Origin of the sequence: Acinetobacter populi (assembly GCF_002174125.1) — a bacterium.
GTDB lineage: Bacteria > Pseudomonadota > Gammaproteobacteria > Pseudomonadales > Moraxellaceae > Acinetobacter > Acinetobacter populi.
Genome location: NZ_NEXX01000001.1, coordinates 471,198 through 488,526, shown reverse-complemented (window position 1 = coordinate 488,526; position 17,329 = coordinate 471,198). Strand labels below are relative to the sequence as shown.

General features: G+C 37.1%; 18 protein-coding genes. 9 read left to right on the top strand and 9 right to left on the bottom strand.

The window, feature by feature from the left end:
* A complete protein-coding gene (locus tag CAP51_RS02180; protein ID WP_087619862.1) occupies positions 1-489 on the bottom strand; it encodes a RidA family protein in 489 nt (162 codons plus the stop codon).
* 350 nt (positions 490-839) lie between these two features.
* Here CAP51_RS02180 and CAP51_RS17405 point away from each other — a divergent pair, with 350 nt between their 5' ends.
* The 3 genes from CAP51_RS17405 to CAP51_RS02165 all read left to right on the top strand — a co-directional run bounded on the left by CAP51_RS17405 (position 840) and on the right by CAP51_RS02165 (position 2,423).
* Positions 840-1,001: a type II toxin-antitoxin system Phd/YefM family antitoxin gene (locus tag CAP51_RS17405; protein ID WP_213062669.1), complete on the top strand. Its 162-nt coding sequence runs from the start codon at positions 840-842 to the stop codon at positions 999-1,001.
* 112 nt (positions 1,002-1,113) lie between these two features.
* On the top strand, positions 1,114-1,446 hold the full coding sequence (locus tag CAP51_RS02170; RefSeq protein WP_087619114.1) for a type II toxin-antitoxin system RelE/ParE family toxin: 333 nt from the start codon (positions 1,114-1,116) through the stop codon (positions 1,444-1,446).
* A gap of 158 nt (positions 1,447-1,604) precedes the next feature.
* On the top strand, positions 1,605-2,423 hold the full coding sequence (locus CAP51_RS02165; protein WP_087619113.1) for an AraC family transcriptional regulator: 819 nt from the start codon (positions 1,605-1,607) through the stop codon (positions 2,421-2,423).
* A gap of 15 nt (positions 2,424-2,438) precedes the next feature.
* Here CAP51_RS02165 and CAP51_RS02160 read toward each other — a convergent pair whose 3' ends face one another.
* The 6 genes from CAP51_RS02160 to CAP51_RS17280 form a co-directional block, all read right to left on the bottom strand.
* Complete coding sequence (locus CAP51_RS02160) at positions 2,439-2,762, bottom strand: AzlD domain-containing protein (protein WP_087619112.1); 324 nt, start codon at positions 2,760-2,762, stop codon at positions 2,439-2,441.
* Positions 2,755-3,456 (bottom strand): AzlC family ABC transporter permease, encoded by a 702-nt coding sequence (locus tag CAP51_RS02155; protein ID WP_087619111.1) that lies wholly within the window; start codon positions 3,454-3,456, stop codon positions 2,755-2,757. Before CAP51_RS02155 ends, CAP51_RS02160 begins: the two co-directional genes overlap by 8 nt.
* 18 nt (positions 3,457-3,474) lie before the next feature.
* Positions 3,475-4,557 (bottom strand): pyridoxal phosphate-dependent aminotransferase, encoded by a 1,083-nt coding sequence (locus CAP51_RS02150; RefSeq protein WP_087619110.1) that lies wholly within the window; start codon positions 4,555-4,557, stop codon positions 3,475-3,477.
* Entirely contained in the window at positions 4,554-5,192 is a 639-nt protein-coding gene (locus tag CAP51_RS02145; RefSeq protein WP_087619109.1) for a 2OG-Fe dioxygenase family protein, read from the bottom strand. Before CAP51_RS02145 ends, CAP51_RS02150 begins: the two co-directional genes overlap by 4 nt.
* A gap of 326 nt (positions 5,193-5,518) precedes the next feature.
* On the bottom strand, positions 5,519-6,712 hold the full coding sequence (locus CAP51_RS02140) for a YbfB/YjiJ family MFS transporter (protein ID WP_087619108.1): 1,194 nt from the start codon (positions 6,710-6,712) through the stop codon (positions 5,519-5,521).
* Positions 6,713-6,774: 62 nt separating this feature from the next.
* Positions 6,775-6,942, bottom strand: coding sequence for a hypothetical protein (locus CAP51_RS17280; protein ID WP_171294711.1), 168 nt, complete (start codon positions 6,940-6,942; stop codon positions 6,775-6,777).
* Between the two features lie 106 nt (positions 6,943-7,048).
* Between CAP51_RS17280 and CAP51_RS02135 the strand changes: the two genes are divergently transcribed.
* Positions 7,049-7,945: a LysR substrate-binding domain-containing protein gene (locus tag CAP51_RS02135; protein ID WP_087619107.1), complete on the top strand. Its 897-nt coding sequence runs from the start codon at positions 7,049-7,051 to the stop codon at positions 7,943-7,945.
* Between the two features lie 32 nt (positions 7,946-7,977).
* Here CAP51_RS02135 and nadB read toward each other — a convergent pair whose 3' ends face one another.
* Positions 7,978-9,612: an L-aspartate oxidase gene (gene nadB / locus CAP51_RS02130; RefSeq protein ID WP_087619106.1), complete on the bottom strand. Its 1,635-nt coding sequence runs from the start codon at positions 9,610-9,612 to the stop codon at positions 7,978-7,980.
* 187 nt (positions 9,613-9,799) lie between these two features.
* Between nadB and CAP51_RS02125 the strand changes: the two genes are divergently transcribed.
* Positions 9,800-11,176: a Do family serine endopeptidase gene (locus CAP51_RS02125; protein ID WP_087619105.1), complete on the top strand. Its 1,377-nt coding sequence runs from the start codon at positions 9,800-9,802 to the stop codon at positions 11,174-11,176.
* Positions 11,177-11,427: 251 nt separating this feature from the next.
* On the opposite strand, the gene CAP51_RS02120 is transcribed toward CAP51_RS02125, so the two are convergent.
* The gene (locus tag CAP51_RS02120) at positions 11,428-12,807 is read right to left on the bottom strand and encodes a phosphohexomutase domain-containing protein (RefSeq protein ID WP_087619104.1); all 1,380 of its coding nucleotides are present in this window, start codon (positions 12,805-12,807) and stop codon (positions 11,428-11,430) included.
* 151 nt (positions 12,808-12,958) lie between these two features.
* Between CAP51_RS02120 and galU the strand changes: the two genes are divergently transcribed.
* The 4 genes from galU to CAP51_RS02100 all read left to right on the top strand — a co-directional run bounded on the left by galU (position 12,959) and on the right by CAP51_RS02100 (position 17,261).
* Positions 12,959-13,828, top strand: coding sequence for a UTP--glucose-1-phosphate uridylyltransferase GalU (galU, locus tag CAP51_RS02115; protein ID WP_087619103.1), 870 nt, complete (start codon positions 12,959-12,961; stop codon positions 13,826-13,828).
* Positions 13,829-13,838: 10 nt separating this feature from the next.
* A complete protein-coding gene (locus CAP51_RS02110) occupies positions 13,839-15,092 on the top strand; it encodes a UDP binding domain-containing protein (RefSeq protein WP_087619102.1) in 1,254 nt (417 codons plus the stop codon).
* A gap of 4 nt (positions 15,093-15,096) precedes the next feature.
* Positions 15,097-16,737: a glucose-6-phosphate isomerase gene (gene pgi / locus CAP51_RS02105; protein ID WP_087619101.1), complete on the top strand. Its 1,641-nt coding sequence runs from the start codon at positions 15,097-15,099 to the stop codon at positions 16,735-16,737.
* A gap of 80 nt (positions 16,738-16,817) precedes the next feature.
* On the top strand, positions 16,818-17,261 hold the full coding sequence (locus CAP51_RS02100; RefSeq protein WP_087619100.1) for an acyl-CoA thioesterase: 444 nt from the start codon (positions 16,818-16,820) through the stop codon (positions 17,259-17,261).
* Positions 17,262-17,329: the final 68 nt, after the last annotated feature.

Here is a 17,329-nt window from a genome sequence, read left to right as displayed (position 1 = left end):
TTACTCGTTTTTTATGCTATTTAAGGCAATAATAAAATTAATTTCTACTGATGCATTTTTGGGAAGTTGATTAGCGCCAACAGATGTTCGTGTATGTTTTCCTAACTCTAAACCAAAAATTTTATATAAAACTTCGGAAGCTCCATCTGATACTTCGCTATGCTGAGTAAAAGTTGAAGCACAGTGAACAAATACATTCATCTGTAGAATTTTTTCTACAATATTCAGGCTACCGTAATGCTGTTTTAAGATTGCTAAAGCGCGTATTGTACTAATTTGTGCTGCAAGTTGAGCTTGGCTTAAATCAACCTCATCACCAACTCTACCAATAATTTGAACAGTATCCCCAATTCTTGGAATTTGCCCACTAATATAAGCTAATCCATTGTGTTCAATGAGTGATGTATATTTTCCACCAATTTTAATTTCCTCTGAAATATCAAATCCTAAATTTTTAGCTATTTCATTAAAATGTAAATCGAAATTCATAATATTTTTCCCATATAAAAATATGTTCATCATTGTAAGTTATCATAATTTAAAGCTTATAAAATGATAATTATTAATGACCTGAATTTATGTCAATCTTAATAAATTAAGGACTTCATACCCAGACTTGCGTAGTATCTTGTTTAGATACTCGGTCAAAACTGAATATAACTATTGGTATTACTTACTTTACAGGTTGATTTACAACTGTGAAAATCAAAACTAAATAAATCCAAAAAAAGTTTTTGATGGCATGCTTGGTAAGGTGGTATGAAAAGGGTGAAGTGAAAATAGTTTAGGATTGCAGTAAGACTATATTTAGACGGATCTCATAAGCAGGATGTATTTTGATGAGTCTAACTTCACGAATTAAACCGATCAGTTATTTAAAGGCTAATGTTGCGGAAGTCTTGACCAAACTGAATGAGCAACGGGAACCTTTAATTATTACCCAAAATAGTGAAGCAAAAGTCGTTTTACAAGATGTGACATCTTATGAAGAAACACAATAAACCCTAAATTGCTAAAAATTCTGGCATTGGGTCAGCAAGAGTTTGTAGCGGGTAAAGTACAATCGGCAAGAGATGTGATTGCTCAATTGAAACAAGAAAAAATTGATAAGGTATGAGTAGATTTTATACCGTATTGATGACGGATGCTGCTGCCGAAGATTTACCTTTAATTTATGATTATATTGCTGGACAGGACGGCATATTTCGGGCTGATGATGTTCTTGATCGGTTTCTGACATTAATTGATGATTTGTCTGCTTTTTCAGAAAGTGGAAATTATCCGAAAGAGTTAATTGGCTTGGGTATTCAGGACTATCGACAAATTTTTGTTTATACTTATCGTCTCATTTATCGTATCGTTGAACAGGAAGTTATTATTTATCTAGTTGTTGATGGTCGAGGAGATTTAAACAGCGTATTGGCACAACGATTATTAGCAAGATAATTCAATCGAATGATGTTGAGTGATGCTTTGGCACCTTAAAGGTCCAGATAAATCCCCAAATTAATGCTTAAATCAAAGCTAAAGGGAAAATTAAATTAGAAAACAGACATCTAATTTTTACGGAAGAATTTGTATTTATAAGAAATGAGGAGATATTATTGAGTACATTAAAATATTCAGATTTTAAGGTTCATCCAGTTTTTCCTGAAGTTGTTACATCTCAGGTACAAAATTTATCTTTAGAATGTGCACCACATTTCCATTTGGGTTATGATTTTACTTTGATTACCTCAGGGCTTTTAGAGTTAAAGCATAATAATAGTATTTCATATTTTAATAGAGACCAATTATGTATTATCAATCCTGGTAATGTTCATTATGGAAAAGGCATCGGTAAAGAGCCGCTTTCGATTAAAAATATTAGAATTAGTCAAAATTTTATGCATGAGATTATTATAACTCAGGAGAAACATCGACTGATTCCTTTGATTTTTCCCCAGTGCGCAATATTTGATCAAAATGTAATTCATCTATTTAAAACGTATTTTGATGTGGCAAGACAAGCACAAAAACCACCACAAGATGTTTTGGATGCAGGATGGAAACTTTTTTATGCGCTTATTGAATTTGCTGATGAGATGGTATTGTTGGGTAATGAAAGAAATCAACTCCTAAAGAGTATCGAGATAATGCAACAAGCAGTTGATAAAACAATAAAAATTTCAGATATTGCTCAAGCAGTACATTTATCTGAATATCATTTTATTAAAAAATTTAAGCAAATTTTTGGCCTAACACCTTATAGTTATTTCATGCAAATGAAATTAGAAAGTGCATTTTACACCTTAATACAAGGTAAAAAAATTCAGGATGTCGCGAACCAATACGGATATGCCGATCAAGCCCATTTTAACAGATTAATTAAACAACACTATGGATATACACCATTAGCAGTTAAAAAAATTAAATCCGTATAATTGATAGGGCTTAAATTAGAAAATAAAATTGACTAGAATTAAGTGTATGAATAATCCACCAACAATTGCGAGCAGAATGTTTTTAAAATAACCATATATGAGTATTACTACAAGGGCTGCTAGAATATAGGGTAATCCATAGGGTGAAATACTAAAATCAATATGTAAAAACGTATATAGTACTAAAAGGATCATTACGCCGACAGGCATTTTTCTTCCAATATATCTTAAATAGGTATTATTGGTTAATTTATCCATTAATATAAAAGGTGCAATTCTAAGTCCGATAGTAACTAATGCGACAACGATGATTACATTGATGATATAAAAATTAGACATCTATATATTCCATGTTTTGTTCATTTCTATAATCTTTACTTACGAGTATTAAATAGCAGAGTAATCCGATAAATAAAAATGAGGATTTTATGAAATAAAATTCAACACACCATGCCAGAACGCCAGAAATTAGTGCATAAAAAATGAGTTTATTTTCAGCACTTTTTCGAGCTGCATCTATTGCTAAAGTCAAAAACATTGCTGTTAAAGCAAACTCAAAACCTGTAATACTGGAGGGAAGAAATGTTCCTAATAATGCACCAATACAGGTTGCACCTACCCACCAAATATGACTAATTATTTGTAATAAAGTAATACTTACGCCATCTAACTTTGTGTTATCTCCTACACAGGTAATAGCATAAGTTTCATCCGTAAGTGCAAATACACCATAAATTTTTTGCAAGGGATGGGATAAAGAGGTTAGTGGGAATGATAAGCCATAGAAAATATGCCTAAAATTTACAACCAAAGTTGTCCATGCAATGGTAATGAGTGGCAAGTCAAATAGAATAAAACTTACCACTAAAAATTCAATTGAACCTGCAAAAATTATTAACGCCGCAAGTGGTGCAAAGAACCAGTCAATACCACTGGAAACAACAAATGCCCCCAGCGCTAGACCGAGTGGAATGTATGCAGTTGCAATAGGTAAAGTAAGTTTAAAAACATAAATTAATTTTTTAATGTTCATTATAAAGCCAATACTCTCTTATAAGCGTTCATTGATTCCTAAAGTTTCTAAAATCATATTTAAGCATAGACAGAGTAATTCTTTATCACGAGCATAAGTTAAACGAAGTCCATTTTGTGTGCCAAATACCTCTGCTGGCATAACGAGAAGTTTATGTTTTTCGAGTAACTCTCTAGCTAAAGAAGATGAATTAATAGATTTCTTTGTATTAAACCAAGCAAAAGGTGTTTTTTGAGGCGTAGAGAGTTCTAAATAATCTCTTGTAAGTATTGAAAATTTATCTAGATAAGGTCTACCTGCATCAATATATGCATAATATCTATTTATATGAGTCTCTTTTTCAAGCAAAATATTTTCTGCAATTTTTTCTAAGAGAAGAGAGTTTGAAACTGTTGTGTATCTTTTATAATTAATCATTTCTTCAATTATTTTTTTATTTCTTGATACAGCCCAACCTAATCTTAGTGCTGGCAAACCATAGATTTTCGATAAACTTGATACAGATAATGATTGATCATATTTATTGATAATTGAATCTGAAAGATCTAATAAATACTCTTCATCATTCACAATAAAAATATTCTTACTATTGCATATTGATATTATTTCTTCCCATTCTCTTTTGCTTAAAATCTTACCTGTGGGATTACATGGACTATTCAATATCAAAAGCTTAGTTTTACTGGAAATTGACTCTCGTAGTTTTTCTATAGGAAAGTTTTGATTTGAAGACCATTCTAGTAATGTAACTTTACAATTCATACTTTTAGGAACTTCCCATGCTTGTTGCCATCCTGGTGAGGTTGCGACAACATGATCATTGTCTTTCAAAAATGAACGATAAAAAATATATAACGCTTCTTGTGCACCATGTGTGATGATGGAATGTAATAATTTTTCATAGGTATTATATTGTGATTTTACAACTTTTCTTAAATTATTATTACCCCTGTCTAGGCTGTAGTCTAACTCCCAATCTGGATTAATTTCTAAGTTTTTAACATGTTGGAATTGAACGCCGCTTTCAGCAAGATCATATTTGAATTTTCCTTGTGCTTCATTAAATAACCATTCTTGAATAGTGTAGTTTGCAATATTCATAAAAAAATTTCCTTTTTATTAAATGTAATAACAAAAATATCTCTATAGGCCTTTTTGTTTGGAATTTTAGGTGTTATGGGAGTAATATAATGTTCTACCTTATTATCATTTAAAACCATAATTTGGCTAGGTAGTAAAATATGCTCATATAGTTTTTCCTTATTATCTAAAGAACGAACTAAAGATATAGCACCATTGACATTATTTAACTGTGCGCAATGTATGGCAATATAATCGAATCCATCTCTATGAAATCCTTCAGGTGCAGGATAACCATTAAATTTATCTGTAGCTATAATACGTATTTGGTGACATCCAATCTCATAATTAGCTTTAGGAATTGTAGAACTATCAAATAAGGATCTAATTACTATATTTATATATTTTTTACTTCTAGGAGGTAATTGATTAAAATGTCGTACAACATCTCCCATGTAATTATTTAACTCTTTACTCTGTAAAAATGAGGAATTCTCTTCTTTCCATTTCAAGATAGAATTAACTAAATTCCCAGTGCTATATGCTCTAAAACGGAATTTATCCTGTGCTTTTAGATATTTATCTTCATTGAGATGATCAAAAGTCTCCAAGGGTACTAACCTAAATTCGTCTTTGAGCTCTAAGAGCTTCAACATTGTAACCTCACCTGTCCATAAAAATTTTATGTAGAGTAAGATTTGTTGTGATTTAAGTATTGAATAAAATAGTTGATTTTTTTGAATAATATTGCGATGTCAGCACAAGTATGAAGCAGTAGAGATCTATTCAATCTGCTATCATATCCTTATGCAGATATTATCCTAAAAAACTATTTTGTATATTCAGGACTATCGACAAGTTTTTATTTATACTTATCGGCTCATTTATCGTATCGTTGAACAGCAAGTTATTATTTATCTGGTTGTTGATGGTTGACGAGATTTAAACAGCGTATTGACACAACGATTATTAGCAAGATAATTCAATCAAATGATGTTGAGTGATGCTTTGGTACCCTAAAGGTCCAGATAAATCCCCAAATTAATGCCAATAAACCAAAGCTAAAGCTGTGCAATAAGGTTCCGCCATTTTGAATATATAGTTTTGCCAACCATGGGCCTAGCAATTGGGTGCCAGCATACAGGCTAATCAAGAGTGCATATAGTTTTGCTCCTTGTTGCGGTTGGAAAAACTTGGCAATACGTTGCGAACTGACCACAGTACCCATAAAACTTGCGCCCATAAAAACTGCACAGATTAAAACACCAAGAATATTGGGAAATATTAACACCCCAGCAACACCAATAATCTGCATTAAATAAGAGCCTAGTAAAGCAAAACGGTCAGTAAATCTTGCTCCCAGCCAATTCCAAAACGGTAAAAAAATCAGGCAGGCCATAGCAGTCACTAGCCAGACGTTTTTAACCCAGAACGTATGCTGACTTGCAACATCATGTGCCAGTGTTGGCAAAAATGTCATAGGTAAGATATAACCCAAACCTGCGCCAGCATAGGCAATAAATAAAGGCGTGGTATTGTGATCAAATAATTTTTGTGAAGAGGACGTGCCTGATAATTGGTGGGGCCGGATTACAATCTGATTAAGATAAAATACACTATACAATGTTAATGGAACACTCAAAAAGGCCACAGGCAACCAGCGCATTGCACCGGTAAAAAGATTGGCTGTCCAGTCAATTAACATACTATCCAGAATTAAACCAATAGAAACCCCAAGATAAACCAGTCCACTGAGATGTGTCTTTTGATGTGTGACTAGCCATTCCAGAATCAGCGAAGGAGCAAGAACAAAGACAATGCCGTTGGTGATGCCATTAAGCAGTCGCAACATGAGTAAAGCATCAAAATTGCTGATCCAGCATTGTAATAATGTGCATAGGCAATTGAGGATTAAAGAGGTCAATAGGAGTGGCTTGAGTTGATGGACGTGGCTAAACTTAACCGCAGTTAGCGCACCGATTAAATAGCCCGCATAATTTAAGGTGGCTAGATTGGCGCCTTGTTCGATACTGAACATACCATCTTGAATAAAATATGGTAGCAAGGGTGTAAAAGCAAAGCGACCAATGGCATGTACCACAATCAATGCGGCAATACCTGCGCAGATATAAATCTTTGCCTGTTTGGAAACAGTAGGAGAAGAAAAATTATCCATAATTTAAATGATGTCCCGATCAGTCGCCAAGCTTACAATATTTATCAGTAGCTATGCACTTGCTATTGCAAGAATTCTTCTATACAGGGATTGGAATGACTACATTCCACTTCATTAGTGATGTTTTGCAGTTTTTTATAGCGGTGATCAAGTTGTTGAACCAGTACTGTCACGATCAAAAATAAAATAACGATGCCAGATAATTTCAAAATCTCAATAAAGTCCTGCATGGCCAGATCCAATGGTTATCTTTGTTGTGTTGATTAAAACAAAAGCATTGCTATCTGGTAAAATGATTTGAATTGATCAATAAAATCTTAAAATGAGATAGCTGCCATGCAATTAAAATCTTTGGAAATTTTTGTCGCTGTAGTGGAGTGTGGTAGTTTCTCACTGGCTGCCGAAAAATTATTTACGGTACAATCCAATATCACCAATCATATTAAAAAGCTCGAAACAGAGTTGGCGTGTGAATTATTACATCGCAATTCACCGATTCGGGCCACACGGGCAGGGCAGCAATTGCTGCACTATGCAAGACAAATGCTGACATTACATCAGCAAGTCCGACAACAATTCCGTGGTGATGAGATCAACTGGGATACACCATTACAAATTGGCAGTATGCAAACTACTGCTGCGGTTAGGTTACCTGAGTTCTTCCATGCACTGTTGGATCAATATCCCAAGATGTCTTTTCATTTGCATACTGCGCCAACTCGTGATTTGATCAATATGATTAATAATGCTCAACTAGACTGTGCATTTATTGCCAATGATCAACCGCTTGATCTTTTTTATAGTTTGCATTTATGGACTGAACAGTTGGTTTTATTGGCGCCACTCAATGTCGAAAATCCATTGGACCGTAATTATTTATTGCAACAACGCTTTATTGGTTTTCGGCAGGGTTGTAGTTATCGCAGAAGTATAGAATTATTTTTGCAGCATTATCATCTGCCGGCCAGCCAGATTGTAGAAATGGGCAGTCTGGATGGTATTACCAGTTGCGTCAGTCTAGGCATGGGATTGGCAATTTTACCTGCGTCTTATGTGGCACAATCTTATTATCGGACGCAAGTTCAGCAAATCGTACTGGACTTGCCTTTTGCTCAATCCAATACCTATTTAATCGCTCATCGACCAGAAACATGGAGTGCTCATCTCAAGCGATTTATCGAAGTTTTACAGCAGCAAGCAGTGCAAATAAAAACGCCAGAAATATCAGGGTAATATTTCTGGCGTTATAATAATTTTAAAAAATATTATGTATTTACCAATGGTTGACTCACCAGAAAATCGGGTGGTGTCAAAATGGTATCGCGAATTTCACTGGAAAGTTCAGGATAATCCAGCGTGTAATGTAGTCCGCGTGATTCCTTACGTTGCATAGCACAGCGTACAATCATTTCAGAAACCAGAACCAGATTGCGTAGTTCAATCAGGTTTTTACTGACTTTATAGCCCTGATAGTAGTCTTCAATTTCATGTTTTAGCATTTCAATGCGGTGTAGCGCCCGTTCCAGCCGTTTGCTACTACGGACAATACCGACATAGTTCCACATTGAGGTGCGTAATTCATCCCAGTTTTGGAGGATCACCACATCTTCATCAGAATTTTCGACCTGTGAGGCATCCCAGTGCTTAACCGTATTAAAACGAGGAGCCTGTTTAAATTCTTGTTGAATATGTTTGGCTGCACTCATGCCATAGACAAAACATTCCAGTAGGGAATTACTGGCCATGCGATTTGCACCATGTAAACCGGTACATGAAGTTTCGCCAATGGCATACAGTCCATCAATGTCAGTACGGCTATGCTGGTCAACCATTACCCCACCACAGGTATAATGTGCCGCAGGAACTACAGGGATCATATCCTTGGTAATGTCAATTCCTAGTTCAAGTAGACGAGCATAAAGTGTCGGGAAATGTTCCCGTACAAATTCTGGTGATTTATGTGTGATATCCAGCCAGACATGACGTAGACCAAGACGTTTGATTTCATAGTCAATGGCCCGAGCCACTACATCACGAGGGGCGAGTTCGGCATGTTCATCAAAGCGCAGCATAAAACGTTCACCATCGGGCAAACGTAAATACGCACCTTCACCACGCATTGCTTCGGTAATCAGAAATGAACGGGCTTGTGGATGATAAAGACAGGTGGGATGGAACTGATTAAACTCCATATTGGACACACGACAGCCTGCACGCCAAGCCATGGCAATCCCATCACCTGTAGCAATATCCGGGTTTGAGGTGTAAAGATAGGCTTTCATTGCACCACCACAGGCGAGCGCAGTAAAAGGTGCCAGAAAGGTTTCAACTTCGCTGCTTTCTTCGTTTAACGCATAAACGCCGATTGCCCGATTATGTTGTGACTCGAGTTGGGCTTTTTGTGTGGTGATGACATCAATGGCAATCACATTCTCGAATAGCTGAATATTCTGTTTTTCTTTGGCACGTTGTACTAGTGTGGTTGAAATGGCTTTACCTGTAGCATCCGCAGCATGGATAATCCGGCGTTGTGAATGTCCGCCTTCACGCGTTAGGTGTAAATTATCCTGTTCATCGAGGGTAAATTGCACGCCTTGCTTCAATAAAAAATCAACCGCATCATGTCCACCTTCCACGGTAAATGTCACTGCATCAAGGTGACATAAATGTCCGCCTGCAATCATCGTGTCATCAATATGCTGTTCAATGGAGTCTGATTGATCTAGTACTGCGGCAACGCCACCTTGTGCATAATATGTGCTGGCATCTTGTAAGTGAGATTTGGCAAGAATGGCTATTTGATAATGGTCGGGTAGGGATAAGGCTAAAGTGAGTCCTGCACCGCCGCTTCCAATGATGATGACATCAAAACAATAAGGCGATTGTTGGGGTGTATTCATAAGAATATTAAATGAGATGATGGAAATCTTTTTAAGATACTACAAATCCTTGATTTTGGCACTCACTTAAAATGATATTCATTATTGATAATAAAAATATAGAATAGGGCAGAAAATCACAATTCTTTACGGAAATTTTTACCTGCACATGCTAAAAAAGCTGTTATTTAATAACGGGCTAAGTTTTATGAAAAAATTAAATCATGCCTTAGGCATAATGACATTTGCAGCAACAACAATAACTGCTCAAGCAGCGATTCCGGTGGATTTTTCCAATTTGGTCGAGCAAGTGAGTCCTGCTGTGGTGAGTGTGAGTGCAACAAAATCTCTGTCACAACAAGAAATGATGCAAGAACAGGTTCCCGATCTATTAAGACGTTTTTTTGGCAATCAAATTATTATTCCGCAGCAACAAATTCCCAGGGAACAAAATGCCTATGGCAGTGCTTTTTTTATTAGTTCTGACGGTTACCTCCTTACCAACCATCATGTAGTCAAAGATGCGTCCAAAGTTACCATTACATTGAATGATCGCCGTGAACTCGATGCAGATGTAGTGGGGAGTGATGAACGTACCGATGTGGCCTTGTTAAAAGTCAAAGGTGATCATTTTCCTGCACTTAAAACTGGTGATGTAGATCAGTTAAAAGTCGGGCAACCAGTATTGGCAATTGGCTCACCTTTTGGTTTTGATTACTCTGCTTCGGCCGGGATCGTTAGTGCAAAATCCCGAACCATGTCCAATGAAACCTCAGTCCCCTTTATTCAGACGGATGTGGCTTTAAATCCTGGCAATTCTGGTGGTCCTTTATTTAATGAAAAAGGTGAAGTCGTTGGGGTAAATTCCCGTATCTTTAGTGGTACTGGTGGTTATATGGGGCTATCATTTTCTATTCCGATCGATGTTGCCATGGATGTGGTAAATCAACTCCGAACCACTGGCAAGGTATCGCGCCCATATTTGGGGGTGATGTTGCAGGATGTGGATCGTAATCTTGCAGAAGCTTATCAATTGGACAAACCTGAAGGTGCACTCATTACTCAAGTTGCACCAAATTCTCCGGCGGAAAAAGCTGGTTTAAGAGCGGGTGATATTATTCTCAGTTATAATGGTCATAATCTGGTACGCACTTCGGATCTGATTAATCTAATTAATCGTACCCAGATCAACCAGAAAATTAATTTGACAGTTTTACACAATCATAAACGTCAGGAGATAGCCGTAACACTGGTCTCTTCGCCCGATGAAACACCACCTGCCAAAAAAGAAAGTGTGAATAACCCAAGTTCAAAGCTAGGTATCGCATTACGTGAATTAACTGCACAGGAAAAAGCGCGTTATAAATTACAAGGTGTGGTGGTTCAGGATTTATCATATGGTGGTCTGGCAGCGCGTTCAGGTATTCAGCAATATGATGTTATTACCCAAATTGCAGATAAACCGATCAAGAACCTGACTGATTTTAAACAGGCGATAGAAAGTGTTGATAAAAAAGTGGTTGTGCCAGTTTACATTGTGCGCCAAGGACAACCTACAATTTTGGGTTTGAGACTTGATAATTGAATAATTAATAATTTTCCATCAGTTTAATAACGCTTAAATATAGAGCGGAAAGCTTTGATGGAATATAGAGTTTAATTTACTTGATTAGAGAGATTTAATTTTTCGATTAATCATACAATAATATTATTCAATTTTAAAAAAATATGTTTTCCATTCACTTCTTTTAATAAAAAGGGTGAATGGAATCACATTAATGCCGATAAGATAAATATGTTATGATATTTAATTCGGCATTATTTTTCTATTATGTATTAATATATTTCGGCCTGAATTAAGTCTGAGACTAAATCAATGGCATGTTGTAATTTATTACTATCCTCATTTTGTTTAATTTCGATATTCAAACGTAGTAATGGTTCGGTATTTGAGCTACGAATGTTAAAACGCCAATCCCCAAAATCTGCCGACACGCCATCAGTATGATCTAGTTCAGGGCTTTGATCTTTAAAATGATTTAATACATGTTGAATGGTTTTTTGGCTATCTTGAACCTTAAAGTTAATTTCACCACTACATGGATACTTAGCAATCATGCCATTGACCAAAGTTGACAATGAAGTTTTCTTTTTCGAGAGTAAGTCGATGACCAATAACCATGGGATCATACCGCTATCACAATAACCAAAATCACGGAAATAGTGATGGGCACTCATTTCACCACCATAGATAGCATTTTCCTGACGCATAATCTCTTTGATAAAGGCATGTCCGGATTTTGATTGTACTGCCACACTACCATCATATTGGCTGACCACATCCAGTGTATTCCAGACCAGACGTGGGTCGTGCACAATTTTTTCCTGACTGGACTTGGTTAGGAATGCTGCCGCCAATAGTCCGACTATATAATAACCTTCGATAAATTGACCTGTTTCATCAAATAGGAAGCACCGGTCAAAATCGCCATCCCATGCAATGCCAAGGTCAGCTTGGTGTGCTAACACAGCATTGCGAGTAACGCCCTGGTTTTCAAGCAGGATTGGATTGGGGATGCCATTGGGGAAACTACCATCTGCTTCGTGATTAATTTTAATGAAAGTGACAGGTACATTATTTTGTTTAAAACGTTTTTCAATTTCATCAATGACGTGACCTGCAGCACCATTCCCTGCATTTACCAGTAGTTTTAACGGCTGGAGCTGGGTAATATCAATATAACTCATCAGGTGGTCAACATATTCTGGTACGATATTATACAGAGTGGTTGTGCCGGGTTGTGCTGGTGTTTTGAAGTCGCCACTTTCTGCAATACGTTGTATATCTTTTAAGCCAGTTTCTATACTGATCGGTCGAGCATTTTCCCGTACCAGTTTCATGCCATTATAATTCATTGGATTATGACTGGCAGTGATTTCTATTCCACCTTGCACATCAAGGTGAAATGCAGCGAAATAAACTTCTTCTGTGCCTGTCATGCCTAAATCAAGTACATTGACACCTGCGTCATTTAGTCCCTTAATTGTGGCTTGTTTTAAGCTTTCACTGGAAAGGCGGATATCACATCCGACAGCAACAGTTTTGGGTTGGTATAAATCACCATAAGCACGTCCAACACGATAAGCAATATCCTCATTTAATTCTGTGCCTAGCTCACCTCGGATATCATAAGCTTTGATACAATTAATTTTCACGTGTTGTTCCCTTAAAATAAAATCATGTTATAAATTGCTAGCTATTATACGAGAATATCTGATGCTATAAAGTTAAAAATCGCAGCATTTTATTACAATCTGCTGTATTTGTTTTGCTATAATCCATGAAAAATTTTTATGTGAATAATTTATGGCAGTTAAAAAAGCAATTCTACCGGTAGCTGGTTTTGGTACACGACTTTTACCTGCAAGCAAGTCTATTCCTAAAGAGATGATTACAGTGGTTGACCGCCCCGTGATTGATTATGTTGTTCAGGAAGCAATAGAAGCAGGTATTGATACACTTATTCTGGTCACCCATCCCGCCAAGCACGCGATAGAAAATTATTTTGACCGTGATGCAGAGCTTGAAGCATTACTAGAAAAAAAGAAAAAATATGACTTGCTTCAGCAAATTAAACATATTATTCCCGAACATGTCACTGTTGTGACTGTGCGTCAGCCAGAACCGTTAGGCCTAGGACATGCGGTACTATGTGCTGAAAAAGTCATTGGTAATGATCCATTTGTGGTATTGCTACCTGACGTCTTGGTTGATTCCTCCGATAAAAATAATCTTGCACAGATGATTGAGCAGTTTGAACAGCATCAGGCTTCCCAGATTATGGTTGAAGATGTTGCGCCTGAGTGTGTAGATAAATACGGCATTGTGCGTTTGGAAGAAGTTGATGGACAGCACAGCAATAATATTCTAGGGCTGGTTGAAAAGCCGCCTGTTAATGAAGCGCCATCGACACTAGCTATTGTAGGCCGTTATGTTTTTACTCCGGAAATTTTTAAATATTTACATTTGGCTCAGGCAGACAAATCGGGTGAAATCCAGTTAACTGACGCAATGGCGCAACTTTTAACTGAACAAAAAATTCAAGCGGTTACCCTGAAAGGTGAAACATATGATTGCGGCAGTAAAATTGGTTACATTCAGGCAATTATACACTACACCCTAAAACGTGATGATCTTAATACGCAATTGATGGATTTCTTGGATACAATTAAATAAAGATAAAAATATGTATATTCAAATTATTGGTGCTTCTGTAAATGCTGCTGTTATGGCATATCATCTTGCTGATGTTGGCCATAAAATTTTCTGGCAACCGCAAGATGATGCGTTATTGCTTAAATTACAACAGCGACAAATCATTTTTGATGACTTTGATTTAAGTAGGGCAATTAATCGTCAATTGGAAACCTCTCAAATTGCGGTTGATCATTGCGGTTTAAGTGATGTAAAAGTCTGTATTTTGGCTCTGGCTTATGAGCAATGTGATTGTTTTGAGCAGCAGGATTTTAGCCATCAGTTTACACAATTTGATTTGGTGATTAACTATTCACACTTGGGTTTAGGCAAAACCGATGAGTTTAAGGCACTTATTGCTAACCCAAATATTGTTTATATTCCAGACTTTTTACAGGAAGGTAATCTATTATGCAGTTTTCTTACCCCAAATTTGATCGTCGGCTGTGAAAGTGGCAGACCAACCAAATTGCTGGTACAAGAAATCTTTAGACCCATTTTTCCTCTACTGACACAGTATAATTTTATGTCAGTGCGTGCAGCGGAGTTTACCAAACTTTCTATATCAGGGTTTCTGGCGACCAAAGTTAGTTTTATGAATGACTTATCGAATGCGGCAGAAGCGTTGGGTGTAGATATTGAAGAAGTACGTGTGGCCATGTCGACGGATACTCGTATCGGTAAACAATATCTTTATCCGGGATGTGGTTTTGGTGGGGGGAATTTAACTCGCGATGTATTGACGTTAAAAGAAGTGGTACAGGAAACTGGAAGTGTCAATGGTTTGCTGGATAAGATTTGGGATATTAATGAATATCAAAAAGAAATTATTTTCAGAAAGTTGTGGACTCTGTTTGATTGTCAGCTCAAAGGAAAGGTAATTGCGTTTTGGGGCGCTGCATTTAAACCCAATACCAATAGTCTGGCACAAGCCCCCATTCTTAATATTCTTGAAGCATGTTGGGCACAGGGCGCCATTACTCAGGTACACGATCCAAGAGCATTGGATAATTTAAGACAACATTATCCAGATCAGCCATTACTGGTATTGTGTGATCATCAATATCAGGCTGTAGAAAATGCCGATGCTTTGTGTCTAGTCACGGAATGGAAGCAGTATTGGAGTCCGGATTATATTGAGTTACGGCAAAAAATGAAAAGTTTTAATCTTATTGATGGACGCAACATTTATAATCCACAATATGTTAAACAACAAGGTTTCCATTATCTGGGAATAGGTCGTTAACAAGATGACGAGTAAACTTATGCTGGATGCAGAACAACAATTGCAATTACTTGCAAAAAAATTTAAAAATCTTCATTTAAATGATTTATTTCAATCTGATCCTGAGCGTTTTGAACATCTTCATATCGAAAATAATGGCTTGCTTTTTGATTATAGTAAAGAGCGTCTGGACCAAAATGTTTTAGACCAGTTAATTGCACTTGCCAATGAGAAACAACTTGTTCGTTGGATTGATAAATTATTTTCCAAAGAACATATCAATCATACCGAACATCGGAGTGCGATGCACTGGGCATTGCGAACACCTCGCTTAAATGATGAACAGGATCCTGATTTTGATGTCAATCAGTTGGTTCATCAGCAACTTGATAAAATGACAGAGATTGTACATAAAATTCAATCTGGTCAGTTTAGGGGGACGACAGGCGAAAAAATTACTGATGTTGTAAACATTGGGGTTGGTGGTTCAGATCTGGGACCATTGATGGTTTGTCGTGCGCTTGCACCTTATCAAAATGCGACCGATCAGATAAATGTTCATTTTGCTTCCACCATGGATGGGAGCCAGTTAAGTCAGATTGTTGAAAATTTACGTCCAGCATCGACTTTATTTATTATCTCATCAAAATCATTCACCACAGTGGATACCTTATCCAATGCAGATACTGCTAGACAGTGGCTGATAGAAAGTCTGGGTGATCGTGAGTCGGTGATGCGCTGCCATTTTATTGGCGTATCGACCAGTACCGAGAAAATGCAAAACTGGGGAATTTCACCTGATTTGCAGCTTAATTTATGGGACTGGGTAGGCGGGCGTTATTCCTTATGGTCTGCCATCGGTTTACCTATTGCCATTTTGATTGGTATGGAGAGATTTAAAGAGTTCTTGCAAGGTGCATACTTTATTGATCAACATTTCCGTAACGCTGATTGGCATGAGAATTTACCGGTATTGCTGGCCTTAATTGGCATCTGGAATAATAATTATCTGGATATCCATACCCATGCCATCTTACCATATGATGGACGTTTGGAGTTTTTTACTTCTTATTTACAACAGTTGGAAATGGAGTCGAATGGTAAATCCATCAGACGAGATGATTCACAGGTTGATTATCCGACTTGTCCAATTATTTGGGGAGAAGTTGGGCCCAATGCGCAACATGCTTTTTATCAACTATTGCATCAAGGTACGCTAACGGTTTCAACAGATTTTATCATTGCCAAGACCCGATATCGTAATAAACAGTTAAGTAAGCGCGACAAGCCTTTTGAAGCCTTACAGAAACAGCATCAATTGTCGATCTCCAACTGTCTGGCACAGTCCAGATTATTGGCTTTTGGTAGTCATGCAGTTAAAAATAGTGAAAGCATGCCTTCCTATCGTCAGTATTATGGCAATAAGCCAAGTTCAACCATCATTATTCCGCAGCTGGATCCATTCTATCTGGGGACATTGATTGCTTTGTATGAACATAAAGTATTCGTCCAATCAGTACTTTGGGATATTAATCCATTTGATCAGTGGGGCGTAGAAATGGGCAAGGCAATTGCACAGGAGTTATTGCCTTATATTGGTCATGCAGCAGAGGTGGATGACACACTTGATAGCTCGACCAAAGGTTTATTAAAAGCATTCAACTAGAATGCTTTTATGTCTATATCGAGAACAAATATATTTCTCTTGCACTGAAATTGAATAACCTGACTGAGGATCGTAGGAATATGGGCCAATTGTTTGAGCAGGTCTTGACGGTTCAATCTGAACATCTGGATGTATTAGGCCATGTGAATAATGTAACCTATGTTAGCTGGATGCAGGATGTTGCCTTGGGACATACCACCGCATTAGGCTTAACTCTGGAAGATTATTTGCAGATGAATCATGCCATGGTGGCAAGTGAGCACCATGTCAAATACCGGAAAGCCTGTTTGCTGGGCGATCAATTGATTTTGCGGACCTGGCTTGGTGAACTCGGTCCCTTTTCTTCGGTTCGACATTATTTGTTCTATCGTGCTACAGATCAGTCTATTGTTTTTCAGGGACATACCGTTTGGGTCTGTGTTGAAATTTCAACCGGAAAACTCAAGCGTTTATCGCCTACATTTGTACAAGCCTATCAGCCTTTAGATCCAGAGATTGATCCAACACATTTTGCGTCAGAATAGTTGCTTGACGAGAGTATCAATTGCAGGGGATTTTGATTATACTGCTGACAAATTTTTATCCATAAATT